Origin of the sequence: Neisseria brasiliensis, assembly GCF_009671065.1 — a bacterium.
Taxonomy (GTDB): Bacteria; Pseudomonadota; Gammaproteobacteria; order Burkholderiales; family Neisseriaceae; genus Neisseria; species Neisseria brasiliensis.
Genome location: NZ_CP046027.1, coordinates 250,039 through 269,751, shown reverse-complemented (window position 1 = coordinate 269,751; position 19,713 = coordinate 250,039). Strand labels below are relative to the sequence as shown.

At 50.3% G+C, this 19,713-nt stretch carries 18 protein-coding genes; 14 read left to right on the top strand and 4 right to left on the bottom strand.

Translation table 11 applies throughout. The annotated features are described in order from the left end of the window. Window positions 1-33: 33 nt before the first annotated feature. The 3 genes from ligA to ampD all read right to left on the bottom strand — a co-directional run bounded on the left by ligA (window position 34) and on the right by ampD (window position 4,590). Window positions 34-2,502 (bottom strand): NAD-dependent DNA ligase LigA, encoded by a 2,469-nt coding sequence (gene ligA, locus GJV52_RS01495; RefSeq protein ID WP_100563267.1) that lies wholly within the window; start codon window positions 2,500-2,502, stop codon window positions 34-36. Window positions 2,503-2,635: 133 nt separating this feature from the next. Then, complete coding sequence (locus GJV52_RS01490) at window positions 2,636-3,871, bottom strand: cell division protein ZipA C-terminal FtsZ-binding domain-containing protein (protein WP_095503651.1); 1,236 nt, start codon at window positions 3,869-3,871, stop codon at window positions 2,636-2,638. Between the two features lie 161 nt (window positions 3,872-4,032). Then, window positions 4,033-4,590: a 1,6-anhydro-N-acetylmuramyl-L-alanine amidase AmpD gene (gene ampD / locus GJV52_RS01485; RefSeq protein ID WP_100563269.1), complete on the bottom strand. Its 558-nt coding sequence runs from the start codon at window positions 4,588-4,590 to the stop codon at window positions 4,033-4,035. 118 nt (window positions 4,591-4,708) lie between these two features. Between ampD and mltG the strand changes: the two genes are divergently transcribed. The 4 genes from mltG to GJV52_RS01465 all read left to right on the top strand — a co-directional run bounded on the left by mltG (window position 4,709) and on the right by GJV52_RS01465 (window position 8,575). Next, window positions 4,709-5,704, top strand: a complete 996-nt coding sequence (gene mltG / locus GJV52_RS01480) for an endolytic transglycosylase MltG (protein ID WP_100563271.1) — start codon at window positions 4,709-4,711, stop codon at window positions 5,702-5,704. Window positions 5,705-5,787: 83 nt separating this feature from the next. Further along, window positions 5,788-6,408 carry a dTMP kinase gene (tmk, locus tag GJV52_RS01475; protein WP_095503654.1) on the top strand — a complete coding sequence of 207 codons (621 nt, stop codon included), beginning with the start codon at window positions 5,788-5,790 and terminating at the stop codon, window positions 6,406-6,408. A 264-nt stretch (window positions 6,409-6,672) separates the two neighbouring features. Next, on the top strand, window positions 6,673-7,953 hold the full coding sequence (locus tag GJV52_RS01470; RefSeq protein ID WP_095503655.1) for a malic enzyme-like NAD(P)-binding protein: 1,281 nt from the start codon (window positions 6,673-6,675) through the stop codon (window positions 7,951-7,953). A gap of 142 nt (window positions 7,954-8,095) precedes the next feature. Beyond that, window positions 8,096-8,575: a YqhA family protein gene (locus GJV52_RS01465; protein WP_157798110.1), complete on the top strand. Its 480-nt coding sequence runs from the start codon at window positions 8,096-8,098 to the stop codon at window positions 8,573-8,575. 61 nt (window positions 8,576-8,636) lie between these two features. On the opposite strand, the gene GJV52_RS01460 is transcribed toward GJV52_RS01465, so the two are convergent. Continuing rightward, window positions 8,637-9,086 (bottom strand): c-type cytochrome, encoded by a 450-nt coding sequence (locus GJV52_RS01460; RefSeq protein WP_195690075.1) that lies wholly within the window; start codon window positions 9,084-9,086, stop codon window positions 8,637-8,639. 130 nt (window positions 9,087-9,216) lie between these two features. Between GJV52_RS01460 and GJV52_RS01455 the strand changes: the two genes are divergently transcribed. The 10 genes from GJV52_RS01455 to GJV52_RS01410 all read left to right on the top strand — a co-directional run bounded on the left by GJV52_RS01455 (window position 9,217) and on the right by GJV52_RS01410 (window position 19,654). Further along, window positions 9,217-10,047, top strand: a complete 831-nt coding sequence (locus tag GJV52_RS01455; protein WP_095503658.1) for an SDR family oxidoreductase — start codon at window positions 9,217-9,219, stop codon at window positions 10,045-10,047. A gap of 117 nt (window positions 10,048-10,164) precedes the next feature. Beyond that, window positions 10,165-10,635: a Fur family transcriptional regulator gene (locus GJV52_RS01450; protein WP_095503659.1), complete on the top strand. Its 471-nt coding sequence runs from the start codon at window positions 10,165-10,167 to the stop codon at window positions 10,633-10,635. Beyond that, window positions 10,626-11,549, top strand: coding sequence for a CobW family GTP-binding protein (locus GJV52_RS01445; protein ID WP_100563275.1), 924 nt, complete (start codon window positions 10,626-10,628; stop codon window positions 11,547-11,549). The genes GJV52_RS01450 and GJV52_RS01445 overlap by 10 nt, the downstream gene beginning before the upstream one ends. A 119-nt stretch (window positions 11,550-11,668) precedes the next feature. Continuing rightward, window positions 11,669-12,715: an ABC transporter permease subunit gene (locus GJV52_RS01440; RefSeq protein WP_095503661.1), complete on the top strand. Its 1,047-nt coding sequence runs from the start codon at window positions 11,669-11,671 to the stop codon at window positions 12,713-12,715. A 9-nt stretch (window positions 12,716-12,724) separates the two neighbouring features. Then, window positions 12,725-13,066, top strand: a complete 342-nt coding sequence (locus tag GJV52_RS01435) for a hypothetical protein (RefSeq protein WP_095503662.1) — start codon at window positions 12,725-12,727, stop codon at window positions 13,064-13,066. Window positions 13,067-13,108: 42 nt separating this feature from the next. Further along, entirely contained in the window at window positions 13,109-14,131 is a 1,023-nt protein-coding gene (locus GJV52_RS01430) for an ABC transporter permease (RefSeq protein ID WP_100563276.1), read from the top strand. A gap of 172 nt (window positions 14,132-14,303) precedes the next feature. Then, window positions 14,304-15,854: a fatty acid--CoA ligase gene (locus tag GJV52_RS01425; protein WP_100563278.1), complete on the top strand. Its 1,551-nt coding sequence runs from the start codon at window positions 14,304-14,306 to the stop codon at window positions 15,852-15,854. Window positions 15,855-15,905: 51 nt separating this feature from the next. Next, complete coding sequence (locus GJV52_RS01420) at window positions 15,906-17,453, top strand: ABC transporter ATP-binding protein (RefSeq protein ID WP_100563286.1); 1,548 nt, start codon at window positions 15,906-15,908, stop codon at window positions 17,451-17,453. Window positions 17,454-17,515: 62 nt separating this feature from the next. After that, on the top strand, window positions 17,516-17,848 hold the full coding sequence (gene trxA, locus GJV52_RS01415) for a thioredoxin TrxA (protein WP_095503665.1): 333 nt from the start codon (window positions 17,516-17,518) through the stop codon (window positions 17,846-17,848). Window positions 17,849-18,334: 486 nt separating this feature from the next. Then, the gene (locus GJV52_RS01410) at window positions 18,335-19,654 is read left to right on the top strand and encodes a DUF445 domain-containing protein (RefSeq protein WP_100563280.1); all 1,320 of its coding nucleotides are present in this window, start codon (window positions 18,335-18,337) and stop codon (window positions 19,652-19,654) included. The last annotated feature ends 59 nt before the right edge of the window (window positions 19,655-19,713 follow it).

Below are 19,713 nucleotides of genomic sequence, written 5' to 3'. Positions count from 1 at the left end.
TTTGACCGAGAAACGATAAAAAATTCATTTTCTTTACGAATTTAACAATGTCAACAAGGCAGCCTCATCCAAAACAGTCACACCTAGCGCATTGGCTTTTTCCAATTTACTACCGGCGGCTTCACCTGCGACCACAAAATCGGTTTTTTTCGAGACGCTGCCGGAAACTTTACCGCCGGCGGCTTCAATCATGGCTTGGGCTTCGTCACGTTTTAAGGTCGGCAGGGTGCCGGTTAAGACGAAGGTTTTGCCAAACAGGCTGCTTGAATGGGATTCGGCTATTGTGTCGGTTTCAGACGGCATGTGTATCAAAAATTGCTGCATGGTCGTTAAAAGCGATGAATTGGCATCAACGTTGCGCCATTGCTGCCAATCAGCGGGCAAAGCTTTGTCGTGGATTAAACCTTCGACAGTTTTACCAGCCAAATCCCATAGCGCGGCGGCTTTTTTCTCGCTGATTTTGAAGCCGGGCAGGCGGTTGAGCCAGCGTTCGGGGGTGACGTATTGCGCCAGCGGCAGGGTGATGGCTTGGGTTTGCGGTGCAACGCCGACAGCCAGCAATTCGTCAATCATGTTTTGCTGTTCGGGTTGGGCGAAGAAATGGGCAATGGAATGCGCCACCACGCTCCCGATGTCTGGCAGGCAAGCCAAAACAGGTTCGGGTGCGCGGCGGACACTTTCCAAATCGCCGAATGCTTGTGCCAGCGATTTGGCCGTGCGTTCACCGACATGACGGATGCCGAGAGCAAACAAGAAGCGCGCCAAATCAGGCTGTTTGCTCGCTTCGAGGCCGTCGAGAATATTTTGCGCCCATTTAGTCGGCGAGGCTTTTTTGCTGCTTTTGAGGCCGTCTGAAAGCGGTAAGATAGTTTCAGACGGCATGTCTTCTGCGTTGAGTTGCGCTTCCGTTTGCTCGGTGGTTTCCTTCATTTTTTGCAGGGTGGTGATGTCCAAGCGGTATAGGTCGGCAAAATGCTGTACCAAATCTTGCGCCACCAATTGTTCGATTTGGCGTTGACCGAGGCCGTCGATGTCCATGGCTTTGCGCGAGGCAAAGTGAATCAAACCTTGTACCCGCTGCGCTTGGCACAGCATACCGCCGCTGCAACGCGCCACGGCTTCGCCTTCTTCGCGCTCGATGTCGCTGCCGCAAATCGGGCAATGCTCGGGCAGGCGGTATTGCGGATAAAGCGGCTGGGTGTCCGTTTGCGTGTTTTCAGATGGCATGGCAAACAAATCATCTTGCAGGCCGTCTGAAAGATGATTTTGTGTTTCAATGGTTTGCATCGGCCGGCGGTCGAATACCACGCGCACCACTTCGGGAATCACGTCACCCGCGCGGCGCACAATCACCGTATCGCCAACGCGCACGTCTTTACGCTGCGTTTCGCCTTCATTGTGCAGCGTGGCATTGGTCACGGTTACGCCGCCGACAAACACCGGCTGCAAACGCGCCACGGGGGTCACGGCACCGGTGCGGCCGACTTGCACGTCAATCGCTTCCACCACGGTCAAGGCTTCTTCGGCAGGGAATTTATGCGCAATCGCCCAGCGTGGCGCGCGCGAAATAAAGCCCAGCGTATCTTGCTGTGCCAAACTGTTGACCTTGACCACCATGCCGTCAATTTCATACGGCAGGGAAGGGCGTTTTTGCTGCATTTGCTCGTAAAAAGCCAATACTTCGCCAATATTGGGGAAACAACCGAATTGGCCGTAAGGTAGACTGAAGCCAAGTTCGATCAAATAAGCCAATTCTTGAATGTGTTCTTCCGAAACGAAGCCGCCTTCTTGTTGCGCGATGCCGTAGGCGAAAAAGTGCAGTTTGCGCTGGGCGGTGATTTTGGAATCGAGTTGGCGCAGGCTGCCGGCCGCGGCATTGCGCGGATTAGCAAACGCTTTTTGATTTTGCTCGGCTTGGCGTTGGTTGAGCGCGGCAAAATCGGCTTTGAGCATCAACACTTCACCGCGCACTTCAATCAGTTGCGGCACATTGTCGCCATGCAAACGCAAGGGAATATTGGCGATGGTTTTCACATTTTGCGTCACATCTTCGCCGGTTGCCCCATCGCCACGCGTAGCCGCTTGCATCAATACGCCGTCGCGATACAGCAGACTGATGGCTAAGCCGTCGAATTTGGGTTCAATGACATATTCAACCGCCGCACCGTTTAAACCGCCGCGCACGCGTTCATCAAAAGCATACATTTCCTTATGGTCGAACACGCCTTCTTCGTTTTGTGGTGAAAAAGCATTGTTCAGCGATAACATTGGCACGGTATGGCGCACGCTGGTAAAACCATCCAAAGCCGCACCGCCGACACGCTGGGTCGGGCTGTCGGGCTGTTTTAAATCAGGATGCGCGGCTTCTAAAGCCTCCAGCTCGCGGAACAGGCGGTCGTATTCGGCATCGGGCACAGTCGGTGCATCGAGCGTGTAGTATTCGTAGGCGTAGCGGTTGAGCAGGGCGGTGAGGTCTTGGATTTTTTGTTCGGTTGCGTTCATTGAGTCAAATATTCAGACGGCCTTTATAAAATAAACAGGCCGTCTGAAAAAACATAAAAAAGATAGGTAGATTTTACCTGAAAAAAGCGGATACGCTGTTGTGCATATCCGCTTTTTTTTGAGAAAAATGGCGTTATGAGAACAAACGTAGCGATTGTTTGCTGCCCGGTTTGATGCCCACTTTCAGCATTTCTTCCTGACGCGCCAATACATAATTGCGCACGTCTTTCAGCCAAGGGGTAGACACTTCTTCCATTTTGTCGTTGACCAAATCTAAGCTCAGTTGGCCGGACAATTTAACCGCCAAGTCCATAAACAGGTCGAAAGTTTTTTCACCGGCCGGAATATGCGGAATATCAAACAGCATACTGAAGCCGCGATAGGCTTGGTTGTTCAGCAATGCACCGGTAAAGGGTGAATTATCGAGCGATGCCAAGATAAACATTGGATTGCCGTTTTCATCAGGGTAGTGGAACGTGCCGTCTTCAGCCAAATTGAAACCCACGCCTTCCACAGCGGAACGCAATTCCAAACCACTGATGCTGGAGCGCGATACCAAGTGGATGGCGATGGTTTGGTCAACGCGTTCGCAGAAGCTGTCGAGCGCTTGGGCCACTTCAACAAAAGCCGGTAAATCGGTGCAACGCACTTGACCGCCAACCAATTGGGCAAAGGCAGAAACTTGTTGGTTGAATTGATCTAATTCTTCTTCAGAAGCCAAACCATTGCGGCTAACGGCTTGCAAGCCCATTACGAAACCTTGGTAATACACGCCCGGAATCGGCTCGGCCACTTGGAAACGGTCGTCCATGGTGCAGCCGATGATTTGGAAGCGGTGACGGTTAGATAAGCGCGGCAAGGCATGCAGCTCTTGCGCTTCATTCAACGCGATGTAGGCCAGATAATCAAAGCGCGGGTCAAACCAAGGCAATTCAACTTGCACCAATTCATCCAAGCTCACTAAATTGCCGTGATGGGCAGTAGGCGTAGCTTGAGTGTTGATTTCATTGTTTAAACCGATGACGGTGTGTTGCACTTGTTCTTCGGTGAAATCGTCTTCCATCGCCAATTCAATATCGGTTTTGATGGCCGATGGTTTCGCCAATTTGGCTTTGGCGGCATAAATTTCATCTTGCTCTTGCAGGTTGCGCAAAGCAGCGTCTTCGGCTTTTTTTTTCTTTTTCAACAACAAACCGTGGCCGCCGGATTCTTTGCCGTCGCGCACATGGTTGGTTTTGCTGGCCAACAGCGCATCTTTATCGGAGTGGCCGAATTGTTCGCGCACTTGTTTGCGGTATTGGTTTTCTTGATACATATTGTAGGCAATCACAGCTAAAATAATAGCCAAGCCTAAAACGATAATAATCATGGTGGGCACTCTCGGGGAAGTAATTTCTGGAGTGGCGCAATGCCGGACTTGAACCGCAATCGGGACATCACGGTAATGTTCGGATTATAACGAAATTTACCTGTTCTGACAGCATTAAGCATAAAACCGGCGGCAACTTTGCTTCAGGCCGTCTGAAAAAGTCAACGCTCGACAGGAAAACCCGCTTTGATTAAACGCGCCCAATCGAAAAAATGACCCGGATCGGTTTTGCGGTCGGGGGCAATATCCTGATGACCGGTGACAGCCTCGATAGGGTAATGTGCTTGTAATGCATTTAATAGATGGTGCAAGGTTTGGTATTGTGCTTCAGTAAACGGCTCAAAATCGCAGCCTTCCATTTCAATGCCGATGGAAAACTGGTTACATTTTTCCCGTCCTTGAAATGACGATACTCCGGCATGGTAGGCCATATCGTCGCACGAAACGAATTGTACCGCTTCTCCTTCGCGGGTGATGAAAAAATGGCTGGAGACGCGCAAGGTGTGAATTACGCTGAAAAACGGATGTTCTTGCGGCTGGATTTGGTTGGTAAACAGCTTTTCTACCGCGCCGTTGCCATATTCAAAGGGCGGCAGGGAAATATTGTGCAGCACCACCAGCGAGATTTTCTCGCCGGCAGGGCGCGTTTCAAAATTGGGAGAATGGGCTTGGCGGGCAGCCGACCAACGGCCTTGTTGCCAAGAAGATGCGAAATTCATGTTTCAGACGGCCTTTAATACTTTTATTCGATAAATGCTGCGTTAAGTGTAAATCTTCGGCAAAGACAGCGCATTCGGTTATACTGTCGCCCGATTAAACTTAATAACACATCCTACCATGTTGAATAAATTGTTGAAATGGCTGCTGGTGTTTTTGCTGGCCGTAATTGCTACGGTGACGGCGTTGTTGTTCGTGCCGAAAGACAACGGCAAAACCTATCGCGTAAAAGTGGCTAAAAACCAAGGCATTTCATCGGTGAGCCGCAAATTGGCTGACGACGACTTGATTTACAACCGCCATGTTTTAATGTTGGCCGCGTATGCAACCGGTATGCACGATCAATTAAAAGCAGGTACCTACCGTATGCCGGCCAAAGCTTCGGCGTGGGATGTGTTGCAAAAATTACGCAGCGGCCGTCCGGATACCGTAAGCGTGAAAATTGTTGAAGGCATGCGTTTTGCCACCATGCGCAAAATCATCAACGAAACCGAGAGCATTCAGCACGACACCGCCCAATGGAGCGATGAAAAGCTGATGGCTGAAATCGCGCCGGAGGCGCTGAATCCGAATCCGGAAGGCCAGTTCTTCCCGGATAGCTACGAAATCGATGCCGACAGCAGCGATATTCAGATTTACCGTTTGGCCTATAAAACCATGCAGTGCGAACTTAGCGCCGCATGGGATGAGCGTCAAAGCGGTTTGCCATATAAAAATCCGTATGAATTGCTGATTATGGCGAGCATCATCGAAAAAGAAACCGGCCATCCGGCCGATCGCGCGCATGTGTCGTCGGTGTTTAAAAATCGTTTGGCCATCGGCATGCGCCTGCAAACCGATCCTACTGTAATTTACGGCATGGGTGCAGCGTATCAGGGCAAAATCAGCAAAGCCGATTTACGCCGCGATACACCTTACAATACTTATACTCGGGCCGGTCTCACGCCGACCCCGATTGCCTTGCCGGGCAAAGCCGCGTTGGAAGCCGCCGCGCATCCTTCGACTGAGAAATACCTGTATTTTGTGTCCCGTATGGATGGCACCGGCTTGAGTCAATTCAGCCATACTTTGGATGAACACAACGCCGCTGTGCGTAAGTATATTTTGAAAAAGTAATTTTAGTATCAATGAAAGGCCGTCTGAAAATACAATATTATTGTAGAATTTCAGACGGCTATTATTTAGATTAAAGGAATCCCATGAACGCCCAATTCATTACGCTCGACGGCATAGACGGTGCCGGAAAATCAACCAATTTGGCCGTGATGCAGGCATGGTTTGATGAACGCGGATTGCCAGTGGTGTTTACGCGCGAGCCGGGCGGCACAGCAATGGGCGAAGCCTTGCGCGAATTGTTGCTGAATCCGCAAACCCAAGTCAGCCTGCGGGCAGAAACGTTACTGATGTTTGCCGCGCGCCAGCAGCATTTGGAAGACGTGATTTTGCCGGCGTTGGAAAAAGGCATTCATGTGGTGTCCGACCGTTTTACCGATGCCACGTTTGCCTATCAGGGCGGCGGCCGCGGTGTGCCGTTGCAGGATATTGAAGTATTGGAAAACTGGGTGCAGGAAAGTTTGCGACCGGATTTGACGGTGTTGCTGGATGTGCCACTTGAGGTGTCGATGGCGCGCATCAATAAGAGCCGCGAAAAAGACCGCTTCGAGCAAGAGCAGGCCGATTTTTTTGTGCGCGTGCGCGAGGTGTATCTCAACCGTGCCGCCGCCGCGCCAAACCGCTACGCCGTGATTGACAGCAATCGTGAGCGCGAACAGGTTAAACAGGATATTGAAACGGCATTAAGCCGCCATTTCGGGCTTTGATTCAAAATTAAACAAAAGGCCGTCTGAAAAACACAATGAAGGTTTTTCAGACGGCCTTTATTGCGTCTTATCAAATACTTTCCTATTGTTGACAAAAATAATCAAATTATCGGTATGCCCGCTTCAGGTTGCATGTTAAAATTACGTCTAATTACATCGGCTTGAAATCATAGATATTTACTTGCTTTTGTATACTACCGCCTGACCGATTTTCAGACGGCATACACTCTTCACAGCGTAAATTATTGCAACAGGATTATCCTAATGGAAAACACATTAAAAGAAGCATCACTGAAATTTCACGAATTCCCCGTTCCGGGTAAAGTATCCGTTACCCCGACAAAATCTCTGAGCACTTCGGAAGATTTGGCATTGGCCTACTCTCCGGGTGTTGCATTCCCTTGCTTGGAAATCGAAGCCGACCCACAAGCCGCCTACAAATACACTTCTAAAGGTAATTTGGTTGGCGTGATTTCCAACGGTACCGCCGTTTTAGGCTTGGGCAACATTGGCGCATTGGCCGGTAAGCCTGTTATGGAAGGCAAAGGCGTATTGTTCAAAAAATTCGCCGGCGTGGATGTATTTGATATTGAAATCGACGAAAAAGACCCACAAAAATTAGTCGACATCATCGCTGCATTGGAGCCGACTTTCGGCGGTATCAACTTGGAAGACATCAAAGCCCCTGAGTGCTTCTACATCGAAAGCGAATTGCGCAAACGCTGCAAAATTCCAGTATTCCACGACGACCAACACGGCACCGCCATCATCACCGCTGCCGCTGTATTGAATGCTTTGCGCCACACCGGCCGCGACATCAGCGAAGCCACTTTGGTGTGTTCCGGCGCAGGTGCTGCTGCGATTGCGTGTTTGAACCAATTGTTGGCAGTCGGCCTGAAACGTGAAAACGTGACCGTGTGCGACTCTAAAGGTGTGATTTACCAAACCCGCGAAGACAAAGACCGCATGGACGAATCGAAAAAATTCTACGCGGTAGAAGACCCCGGTGCACGTAACTTGGCCGATGCTGTAAAAGGCAAAGACATCTTTTTGGGCTTGTCAGGTGCCAACTTGCTGACACCAGAAATGCTGTTGAGCATGAACGACAAACCAATCGTATTTGCCATGGCCAACCCAAATCCTGAAATCATGCCACCATTGGCGAAAGAAACCCGTCCAGACGTGGTAATCGGTACCGGTCGTTCCGACTTCCCGAACCAAGTGAACAACGTATTGTGCTTCCCATTCATCTTCCGTGGTGCGTTGGATTGCGGTGCAACCACCATCAACGAAGAAATGAAACTGGCTTGCGTGTATGCCTTGGCTGATTTGGCGATGGAAGAAGTAACCGAAGAAGTGGCTGCTGCTTACGGCAAGAAATTTGAATTCGGTGCGGATTACCTGATTCCAACCCCATTCGATTCACGCCTGTTGCCACGCGTTGCTGCGGCGACTGCTAAAGCCGCGATGGAAAGCGGTGTAGCGACCCGTCCAATTGCCGATTTGGATGCATACCAAGCCAAATTGAGCGAATGGAAGCTGTAAGGTTTGAATCTATTGGGCTTGATGCCTGATTGAATCTAAACCCGAAAATACAGGCCGTCTGAAACATCTCAGACAGCCTGTGTTACTCATGTTTGACCAAGTCGTACATCGTTTAAAGAGTCGAAGACAAGATAGGAGAAGCATGTTAGAAAATATTTTCAGAAACAGCCGCTGGATGGTGTTGATTATTGTGATTGTCAGCTTTATCGCCTCGATTTTGCTTTACATCGCTTCGATTAATGCGGTATTGCATTTTATTGTCGGCTTTTTTAAAAACTTGCCCAGCGAACCGAGTGATGTGCAATATCAGGCGGTGATGTTGCTGAAAATATTAGATGTTTTGCTGATTGCGCTGACTTTTCAAATCATCAGTATTGCGCACTACCACTTTTTTATTTCTGCCAAGCCGAATAATGATTCGCGGTTTCTTAAAGCCTTGCATATTGGTAGTTTCCATGATTTGAAAATCATTATTTTGCAAGTGTCGTCTCTGATTTTGGCAATCATGTTTTTGGAGCAGATTGCGGCTGCCGGTGCGACTTTGGAAACGCTTTATTTTGCGGTTTCAATTGCGGTGGTGATGGCTGCGGTGGTGTTGACCATGAAGAGTTTACGGCATTGAAATCAACATAATCAAGGCCGTCTGAATATTCAGACGGCCTTGATTATGTCGAAAAAACCGATTATTTCGGCTTGCGGTACACATCGTGACACGATTTGCAGCTTGCGCCCACTTCGCCGTAAGCGGCTTTGATGGTTTCCAAATTACCGCCTTGTGCCGCTTCGTTGAGCTTGGCCACGGCTGCGTGGAATTCTTCTTCTTCGGCTTTGAACTTGGCTTCATCTGCCCAAATGGCCGGCAGTGCATCGCCGTTGCCTTGAGGGTCGGATTGGAAATGCTCAAAAGGCTTTTTGCTGCTTTCGGCAAATTTGGCGGCGTTGGCTTTGAAGGTTTCGACCACGTAAGTTTCTTCGCCTTTCACCATTTTGCCCATGCTCATGAATTCCGGCATCATCGATTTGAACGCGGCGGTGCGCTCTTCGGAAATCGCCCCTTTAGGTTCGGCTGGTGCGCCGCCGCAGGCGGAAAGAGCAAAAGCAGCGGTGGCCGCTAAAATCAGGGAAGTTTTGATTTTCATGGTGTGTCCTTGTGGTATGATTGTTTTGATTGAAGACGGCGAGGTCTCGGAGATCTCGGGTCGTCTGAAAAATAACATGATGCAATCATACCTGAAAACCGTGTGAAAAACGAAAGGAAACAGTATGGCGATTTTGATTACCGGCGCTTCTGCCGGATTCGGCGAGGCGATGTGCCGCAGTTTTGTGGCGGCAGGCTACCATGTCATCGGTGCGGCGCGCCGTTTGGACAAATTACAGGCATTGGCCGATGAATTGGGCGGCCAGTTCTACGCGCTGGAAATGGACGTATCCAAAACCGAATCCATCCGCAACGCGCTCGACAGCTTGCCGGAAAACTTCAGCGAAATCGATTGCCTGATCAATAATGCCGGTTTGGCCTTAGGCTTAGACAATGCCGACAAAGCCGATTTCGGCGATTGGGAAACCATGATCCAGACCAACATCGTCGGCCTGACTTTTCTCACGCGCCAAGTGTTGCCGCAGATGGTGGAACGCAATCAGGGCTACATCATGAATTTAGGTTCGATTGCCGGCACTTACCCTTATCCGGGCGGCAATGTGTATGGCGCGACTAAAGCATTTGTGCGCCAGTTTAGTCTGAATCTACGCGCGGATTTGGCAGGTAAAAACATCCGCGTGACCAACATCGAGCCGGGCTTGTGCGGCGATACCGAGTTTTCCAATGTGCGCTTCAAAGGCGACGACGAACGCGCGGCCGATTTGTATAAAAACGTGCAGTTTATCCGCCCGCAAGACATTGCCGACACCGCTTTGTGGCTGTATCAGCGTCCGGCGCACATGAACGTCAATGCCATTGAAATCATGCCGGTGGCGCAAACGTTTAACCCGCTCAAAGTTACCAAAGAAGAAACCACTGCTGTGGCGGTGGCGGAAGAGAGCTTTGAGAAACAAAGCACCTCATTATTCGGCAAAATCAAATCGTGGTTTAAATAAGTTTTCTTCATAGGCCGTCTGAAAGCAGCACAAGGCTTTCAGACGGCCTTGATGTATCTGAATGCATACAAACACGCTATAATAAGGCCATCTGAAAAGGCCGTCTGAAAGCCCGTTATGAATCCTTTGAAACAGAAAATTTTAGAACAAGCCCGCATCGACGGCGCGCAGGTGACTGCTTTGCGCGAGCAGGTGCTGGATATCGTGTTGCAGCAAACCGGCGTGATTAAAGCCTACAATGTGTTGTCGCTGATGCAGCAGCAAAGCGAAGGCGTGGTCGCACCGCCTACCGCCTACCGCGCCTTAGATTTTTGGGCGGAGCAGGGCGTGTTGCACAAAGTGGCGGCGGTGAATGGTTATGTATTGTGCAGCCACGCGCAGCATGAGTGCGGCGACCATTGCCATGACGACGAAGAAATCGCCACCCACCACAGCGCGTTTATTTTGGTGTGCACCGAATGCGGCGCGGTCGATGAGCAAACCTTAAGCCAAGAATGGACGGCCTTGCGTGCCGGTGTGGCCGAAAGCGGCTTTGCCTTGAAAGAAGAACACGTTGTTTTAACAGGAATTTGCAAGAAATGTCAGTAAAGAAAACCAAAGTCCACCTGATTTCCGGCTTCTTGGGCACCGGCAAAACCACCGCGCTCAAAAGCCTGATGGCGCAAAAAGACCCGAATGAAAAATGGGTGATTATCGTCAACGAATTTGGCGAAATCGGTATTGACGGCGCGGTATTGAGCGACGACGGCATTCCCGTGGCCGAAATCGCCGGTGGTTGCCTGTGTTGTACCGCCGGTGCACAAATGGGCAGCACCGTGCAAAAAATGCTGCGCGATGCCGAACCCGACCGCCTGATGATTGAAGCCAGCGGTTTGGCACACGCTGCCAGCGTGATTGACGAACTCAAAGCGCCGCCGTTGAAAGATTTGGTGGAAATCGCCGCCGTGTTTACCGTGGTTGATCCGCGCCAATTTATCGATCCGAATTATGCCAACCAAGCCTTGTATAAAGACCAAATCGGCGTGTGCGATGTACTGGTGGCCAGCAAAACCGATTTGTGCACGCCTGAGCAAATGGCCGAATTCCACGACAAAGCGGCCAAATTGTTCCCACCGAAAGCCAAAGTGGTTGAAGTGCAAAATGCCCAGCTTGATATCCAATGGCTGGATATTCCGGTGGTGGAAAAATCACGTTACCGCATCAAAGCTTTGCCTGACAACACCATGGGTTTCCAATCCGAAGGCTTCACTTTCCCTGCCGGTAAAGAATTTGACGGCGAACGTCTGACCCACTTTTTCAACGACCTGCCGAAAATGACCGAAGGCTTAGTACGCGCTAAAGGCGTGTTTCAAGTGCTCGGTACATGGGTGTGGCTCAACTGGGTGGACGGCCAATGGGGCGCGAACCAAGTTTCATGGCGACGTGATTCGCGTTTTGAACTGATTGCCAAATCGTTTGACGCGGATTTGATTCAGCAGAAATTGAATGAAGCGATGGAGTAAGGCCGTCTGAACAGTTAATACACGGCAAACACATCATTGAGCCATTGATAAGCGCAATAGGCCGTCTGAAAACCTTAAACCTTTTTCAGACGGCCTCAACACTCAAGAAAGCAAATCCCATGTGGCGTTATATTTTCCAACGCTTATTACTGTTAATCCCCACGCTGCTCGGTATTCTGGCGGTAACGTTTGCGATTATCCAATTCGTGCCGGGTGGGCCGGTAGAGCAGATGGTGCAGCAGTTGACCCAAAGCGCGGCGGTGGGCGAAGCGGGCAGCGGTGCGACAAATATGATGAAATCGGGCAACTTAAGCGCCGATGACATGGCGGCGTTGAATGCGCTTTATGGGTTTGACAAACCGCCGTTGACGCGTTTTGTCGAGATGGTCGGCCGTTTTGCCCGCTTTGATTTGGGCGAGAGCTTTTTTCATCATCAAACGGTGTTTGAATTGGTGAAAGAAAAAATGCCCGTGTCGATGAGCTTGGGGCTGTGGACGTTTTTCCTGACCTATCTGATTTGCATTCCGCTCGGCATTGCCAAGGCGGTGCGCGACGGCAGCCGTTTTGATATGCTCACCGGCATGGTGGTGTTGGTCGGCTATACCATTCCGCCGTTTGTGTTGGGTTTGGTGTTGCTGGTGTTGTTTGGCGGCGGCAGCTTTTTCTCGTGGTTTCCGCAGGGCGGGTTGGTGAGTGATGACTGGGAAAATTTCAGCACGTTTGCCAAAATCAAAGATTATCTGTGGCACATGGCCTTGCCGATTACCGCTTCGGTGGCCGGTAATCTGGCGGTGATGACGGTGTTGACCAAAAACGTATTTCTCGAAGAAATCCGCCGTCAATACGTCTATACCGCCCGTGCCAAAGGCTTGCCGGAGAGGCAGATTTTGTGGAAGCACGTGTTCCGCAATGCCATGATTCCGCTGATTACCGGCTTTCCGGCAGCCTTTATCGGCGCGTTTTTCACCGGCAGCCTGCTAATTGAAACGCTGTTTTCGCTCGACGGGCTGGGCTTGTTGTCCTATGAAGCAGTAATGAAACGCGATTATCCGGTGGTGATGGGCACGCTGTATGTGTTCACGCTGATGGGGCTGCTGGCGAAATTGTTGTCGGATATTTCCTATTCGTGGGTGGATCCGCGCATTCATTTTGGCGGGCAGAAGTAGGAGGTAAAAATGAGCAGAAAACGTAAAATTTTACTGGGTATGGTATTGGCTGTATTTGCTGGAGGGTGGATATATGCGCAATACCGCACGACTGATAAAGCCATTACCGGTGAAGTATGGGCAAGGCCGATAGGCGGTGATTCTTTAGAATTATCCAACTGGACTTGCTGCGGTGGAATGTGCGGTGTCAACGATAAAAATCAATACATCATCACGTATGAAACAGGTCAATCAAAAGTATTGGGTAAAGTAACCGACCGCCGCTGGCGTTTGGATAACGATATTGAAATTACGATTACAACTGATGACGGCAAGCGGGCAGATTTTTTACTGCATGAAAAAGAATGGTAACAGGCCGTCTGAAACCTTTCAGACGGCCTCAAAAGCACAACGATGAAGACACTTTCCCAAAATCCCACATGGCAGGCTTTTAAGCAGCACAAGCGCGGTTGGTTGGCCTTGCGTGTGCTGGCGGTGCTGTTTGCCGTGGCGTTGGCCGCGCCACTGTGGAGCAACGACAAGCCGCTGTGGATTCAGTATCAGGGCAAAACCTATTTTCCGCTCGTCAATACTTATCATGAAACCGAATTTAGCGGCGATTTCGACACGCCTGTCGATTATCTCGATCCCTTAATCCGCCAAAATATTACGTCCGACGGCAATTTCGCCCTTTACCTGCCTAACCCTTACGCCGCCAACACTTTAAACGATTTCGACACCCAATCCGATCCGGCAAGGCCGTCTGAACGGCATTGGTTGGGTACGGACGACCGCGGCCGCGATGTGCTGGCGCGTTTGGTGTATGGTTTCCGTGATTCGCTACTGTTTGCCTTGGCCTTGACCGCCGTTACCACGTTTATCGGCGTGGTGATGGGCGCGGTGCAGGGCTATTTCGGCGGAAAAACCGATTTGCTGATTCAGCGTTTTTTGGAAATCTGGGGCGGTTTGCCCGAGCTTTATCTGCTGATTATTTTGTCGTCATTTTTTAATCCGAGCTTGCTGATTTTATTGTTGTTGCTGTCGCTGTTTGGCTGGATGGGCTTGTCGGACTATGTCCGCTCCGAATTTTTGAAAAACCGTCAGGCCGATTATGTGTTGGCGGCAAAAAGCATGGGCGTGGGCAACGGCACGATTATGTGGCGGCACATTCTGCCCAACAGCCTCACGCCGGTGTTGGCATTTTTGCCGTTCCGCATTTCCGGCGCGGTATTGGCCTTAACCAGTTTGGACTTTTTGGGACTGGGTGTGCCCGCTTCGCAAGCCAGCTTGGGCGAACTGTTGGCGCAGGGCAAAGATAATCTCGATGCATGGTGGATAGGCTTGTCGGCAGTCGGCGCGTTGACGGTGATGTTGCTGCTGTTGGTGATGGTAGGCGAAGGCTTGCGCCATGCGTTTGACGTGCGGGCGCGGAATTGATTTCAGACGGCCTTTGCCGAATAATCTTGCCTGTTTGCCGAAAATCTCATCAGAACTTGCTTGTTTTTACGCGAGATGCCTTACTTTCTTTATGCCGATTCTATAAAATACAGGCGGCTCGCCAACGGGCGTTCATGCTGGGCATATCAAATCATTCCAATAAGAAAACTTTATGAATTATCTTTATTGTAATTTTTACCAAATGTTGTCGGCGGCAAACCATAAATCCGCCAAAAATACAGCTATTTTCAATGATCAGGAAAAAATCAGCTATCGCGAGCTTAAGCAGAAAGTCGATGCGGTCTCCGCTTATTTGCAAAGCATTGATGTAAAGTTTAGCGACAAAGTGGCACTGGCGGTATCGAATTCACCTGAATTTATCGTGGCTTACTTTGCTGTTACGGCGCTGGGCGCGGTGGCGGTGCCAATGAACACGTTTTTGAAAAACGATGAATTTGCCTATATTCTCAATGATTGCGGTGCCAAGTTTTTGTTTGCTTCAGACGGCCTGAAAGAAATCAAAGGCTTGGAAGACAAAACCAAGCTGGAGAAAATCATTTGGATCGGCGATAAACCGTTGGCTAATCCAAAACACGGCAATTTTTCGGCGGCTTTGTCGTTTCCGGAAAAGCCGGATTTAAGCCATCAGCCCGCCATTGATGATTTGGCGCACATTATCTACACATCGGGCACCACGGGTCATCCTAAGGGTGCGCTGATTACCTATAAAAACCTGTTTTCCAATCTGCAAGGCGTGGAGCAGGTGTTTAAAATTTCGCGTAAAGACCGCTTTGTCGTGTTCCTACCGATGTTCCACAGCTTCACGCTGACGGCGATGGTGTTGCTGCCGATTTATATGGCCTGCTCGATTATCTTGGTGAAATCGGTGTTTCCGTTTTCCAATGTGTTGAAACAGGTTTTGCTCAAGCGCGCGACCATTTTCTTGGGTGTACCGGCGATTTACACCGCAATGGGCAAGGCGAAAATTCCGTGGTATTTCCGCTGGTTCAATCGTGTGCGCTTGTTTGTGAGCGGGGGTGCACCTTTGGCCGAGCAAACCATTTTGGATTTCAAGGCCAAGTTCCCCAAAGCCAAACTGATTGAAGGTTATGGTTTGAGCGAGTGTTCACCGGTGGTTTCTGTCAACACGCTGGAGCAGCAGAAAGTCGGCAGTGTGGGCAAACCCTTGCCGGGCTACCAAATCAAAGCGGTTGATGACGAATTGATGGAAGTGGAAAAAGGCGGCGTGGGTGAACTCATCGTCAAAAGCGATGCGGTGATGCAGGGCTATCTGAATATGCCGGGCGCGACCGATGAAGCGATTGTCAACGGCTGGCTGCGCACAGGCGATTTGGTGCAAATTGATGATGATGGCTTTATTTTCATTGTCGACCGCAAAAAAGATTTGATTATTTCCAAAGGCCAAAACATTTATCCGCGCGAAATTGAAGAAGTGCTGTATAAAATGGATGCGGTGGAAGCCGCGGCGGTGATTGGTGTGAAAGACCAATATGCCGATGAAGAAATCGTTGCCTTTGTGCAGATCAAAGACAAAATGACGCTGGATGAAAAAGAAGTGCGCGCTTATTTGCGTAAAAATCTGGCGAATTTTAAAGTGCCCAAGCACATTTATTTTAAAGACGAGCTGCCAAAAAACGCCACCGGCAAGGTGTTGAAACGCATATTGAAGCAGCAGTTGCAAGCAGAGCAATCGGCCGGATAAGGCCGTCTGAAAAGCGTGGTTGGCCAATCACGCTTTTATGCTATGGAATCCATCATGACCCCGATTTTACACATCGAAAATCTGAATGCTTCATTCCCGGGCAAACAGGTATTGCACGACATCAATCTTACTGTGCAAGCCGGGCGCAAGCTGGCGATTGTCGGCGAGAGCGGCAGCGGCAAAACTGTGTTGGCGCAGGGTATCATGCGGCTGAATCCGGCGGTGTCGTTAACAGGCCGTCTGAAATTTGAAGACACGGATTTGTTGACGCTACCTGAGCGTAATCTGCAAAAGCTGCGCGGTCACGACATCGGCATGGTGTTCCAAGAGCCGATGACGGCCTTAAACCCCGTGATGCGCGTGGGCAAACAAATTGCCGAAGTGTTGACGCTGCATTTGGGATTGACCGCCAAACAGGCATGGGCGCGCGCCGTGGAGCTGTTGCGTGAAACCGGCATTCAGCAGCCCGAAGAAAAAGCCTTTGCCTATCCGTTTCAATTATCCGGCGGACAGCGGCAGCGGGCGATGATTGCGATGGCGGTGGCGGCAGAACCGAAATTGTTGATTGCCGATGAGCCGACTACCGCGCTGGATGTGGCAGTGCAGGCGCAGATTCTTGATTTATTGTCGCGCTTGCAACAGGCGCGCGGCATGACTTTGGTGTACATCAGCCACGATTTGAATTTGGTGCGCCGTTTTGCCGATGACGTGGTAGTGATGCAGCATGGCCGCATTGTCGAGCAGGGTAGCGTGGAAGACGTGTTCAGACGGCCTCAACATGAATACACCAAAATGCTGCTCAATGCCGGCGCGGTGCGGCAGGTGGTGGATTTGCCGCAAAATCCTGCGACGGTGTTGGAAGGCGAAGCCATCAGCGTGGCGGTAAAAGAGCAGGCCGGTTGGTTTAAGAAACGCCGCAAAACGCTCCTGCAGCCCTTGGATTTTCATTTGAAAGCGGGCGAAACCTTGGGCATTATCGGCGAGAGTGGCAGCGGCAAAACCGCGCTGGCCAAAGCGGTAATGCGTTTGATGGAGTCGGAAGGCCGTCTGAAAATCAACGGCCAAGCATGGCGGTCTGAATTGCGCAAAGAAATCCAAATGGTGTTTCAAGACCCGTTTGGCGCATTTAATCCGCGCATGAATGTGTTTGATATTGTGGCCGAGGCCTTACGTGTACACGAGCCGCAGTTGAGTCGCGAAGCCATGCACGCGCGGGTAGCAGAAACCTTGCGTCAAGTCGGGTTGCCTGAAGATGTGATGACGCGTTATCCCCATGCGTTTTCCGGCGGCCAACGCCAACGTCTCGCCATTGCACGCGCAATTATTGTGCGCCCGAAAATTTTGGTGCTCGACGAGCCGACCAGCGCGCTTGATGTGCAATGGCAGCAGCAAATTTTGGCCTTGCTGGCCGATTTGCAGCGTCAGCACGGCTTGAGCCTCATCATCATCAGCCATGATTTGGCGGTGATTCGCGCTCTGTCGCACCGCGTGATGGTGTTGAAAGACGGGCAGATTGTCGAAGAAGGGGATTTGGATGCGGTGTTTGCAAATCCTCATGCCGCTTATACGCAAAATCTATTGTTGCACGCAGGGGCTTGAAATTTTCCGCCATTAGCCCTATTCTGCCAATATACAAAAACCCTCATCTGAAAGGAAACACTATGAGCAGCGAACTGATTGTACACACCACTGATGCCAACTTCGAACAAGACGTTTTGAAATCAGACGTGCCGGTATTGTTGGATTTCTGGGCACCATGGTGCGGCCCTTGCAAAATGATTGCCCCGATTTTGGACGATGTTGCCGCTGAATACCAAGGTAAAGTGAAAGTGATTAAAATCAACATCGACGACAACCAAAATACCCCGAACCAATTCGGTGTGCGCGGTATCCCGACTTTGATGGTATTCAAAGACGGTCAAAATGTAGCCACTAAAGTGGGCGCGTTGGCAAAAGGCCAATTGACTGCATTCTTGGATGCGTCTATCGCTTAATTTTTGAGTGAGTTTAAAAGGCCGTCTGAAACCATATGGTTTCAGACGGCCTTTTTGCCATAGAAAAGATATAGACAGAATATTGAGACAAGCTGTCAGCAAGCTGTGGAAAAGTAGGTTTGGGCTTTGAAAGATATATGAAAAATTAAATTGCTTAAAATTTAAGCAGATTAATAATATGGAAAACAAGGCCGTCTGAAATAAAAAACACACAATTCCCATCATCAAAACTGTGTGCAGCCTGTGTATAAATCGCCTTGGCTATTGAAAGATAAACGAAAAATAATTCTGCTTAAAATTTAAGCAGGGATTGTGTTTGATCACAGTATCGCTGGCAAGCATTGTGTGCATTCTGTTGATAACTCATCTATCTTGATGAAATCTCAACATAAAAATACCATGCCTAAAAATTAAGCAAATGAGGGCAAGCGGTTTCAGACGGCCTGCGTTATAATTTCATTATTGGTTGCCACATAAAGGAACATTATGCACACATTATCGGCAGAAGTGCGCTTGGCGCAGGCCAAGGCGCGGTTGCGTCGCAGCCGCCGTTGGGCAACCGGCTTGCTGCTGGTTGCTTGTGTATTGTTTGTGTTGTCCACGCTGTATCTCAAGCATTATCCTTGGCTGGCGTATGTGAAAGCCTTTTCCGAAGCGGCGATGGTGGGTGCACTGGCCGATTGGTTTGCCGTGACTGCGCTGTTCAGACGGCCTTTGGGCTTGCCGATTCCGCATACCGCCATTTTGCCGCGCAATCAGGCGCGGATTGCCGATGAGTTGGGGCGGTTTATCGAAAACAACTTTTTGCAGGGCAAACCGATTGCGCTCAGGGTGTATCAGGCGCAGCCGAGTGAGAAGTTGTTGGGCTGGCTGGCAAGTGAATCGGTGCGCAGCCAATGGCTGCCGTGGGCGGCCAAGCAGATTCCGTTGTTGCTGAATATTGCCAAGCCCGAGCAAGTGGCGCGCTTTTCCGGCATGATGTTGGCGCAGCAATACAACGGTGAAAAAATTGCCAAAACGCTTTCAGACGGCCTGATTCTGCTTAAAGCCCACGGCATGCACGAAACCCTGTATTACGGCTTATTGAAGCAATTGCGCCGCTGGCTGAAAAATCCGGAAACGCGCGAAATGCTGGAGCAAAACCTGCGCGAGTGGGCGGCCAAAATCGAAAGCGATGCCCCGAGTACATGGGATAAATTTAAAGCCGCGCTGAAATCGACGGTGGTGGAAAAAGTGGATGATTGGGCGGCTGCCAAAGCTTTGGATTGGGCGGATGGTTATTTGGCCGCGGCCATGCAGGGCGACGACAATGCCATGCGCCGCCGTTTTGACGAGCAATACGATGCGATTATCGAGCGGCTGCAAACTTCACGCTTGTGGCACCGCCGTTTGGAAGCGGCCAAAATGCAGATTGCCGAATCACCGGCCTTGCAAAACAGCTTGGAAAGTTTCTGGAAAGGGCTGCAAAACTGGGCAGAAAATGATGTGGCCAAAACCGATTCGTTGTGCGCCGCACAATTACAAAAGCTGCTTGATCATATGCTGACACAGGCCGAAGCCTATCCGCAGTTTATGCGCAGGGTCGATGTGCGCCTGTCGCTGATGGTGCGCGATTTCGTTATGCGCTATAAAGAACAGGCCGCGCAATTTGTGGCGGATAAAGTGAAAAGCTGGGATAGCGCGCAAATGGTGGAAAAACTTGAGCTCAGCGTTGGCAAGGATTTGCAGTATATCCGCATCAACGGCACACTGGTCGGCGGCTTGGTCGGGCTGGTGATTTATGTGGTGTCGCAATGGTTGGGATAGTGGGATAAGTTTGAGGCCGTCTGAAAGCAAATGACTTTCAGACGGCCTTGTTTATGGGA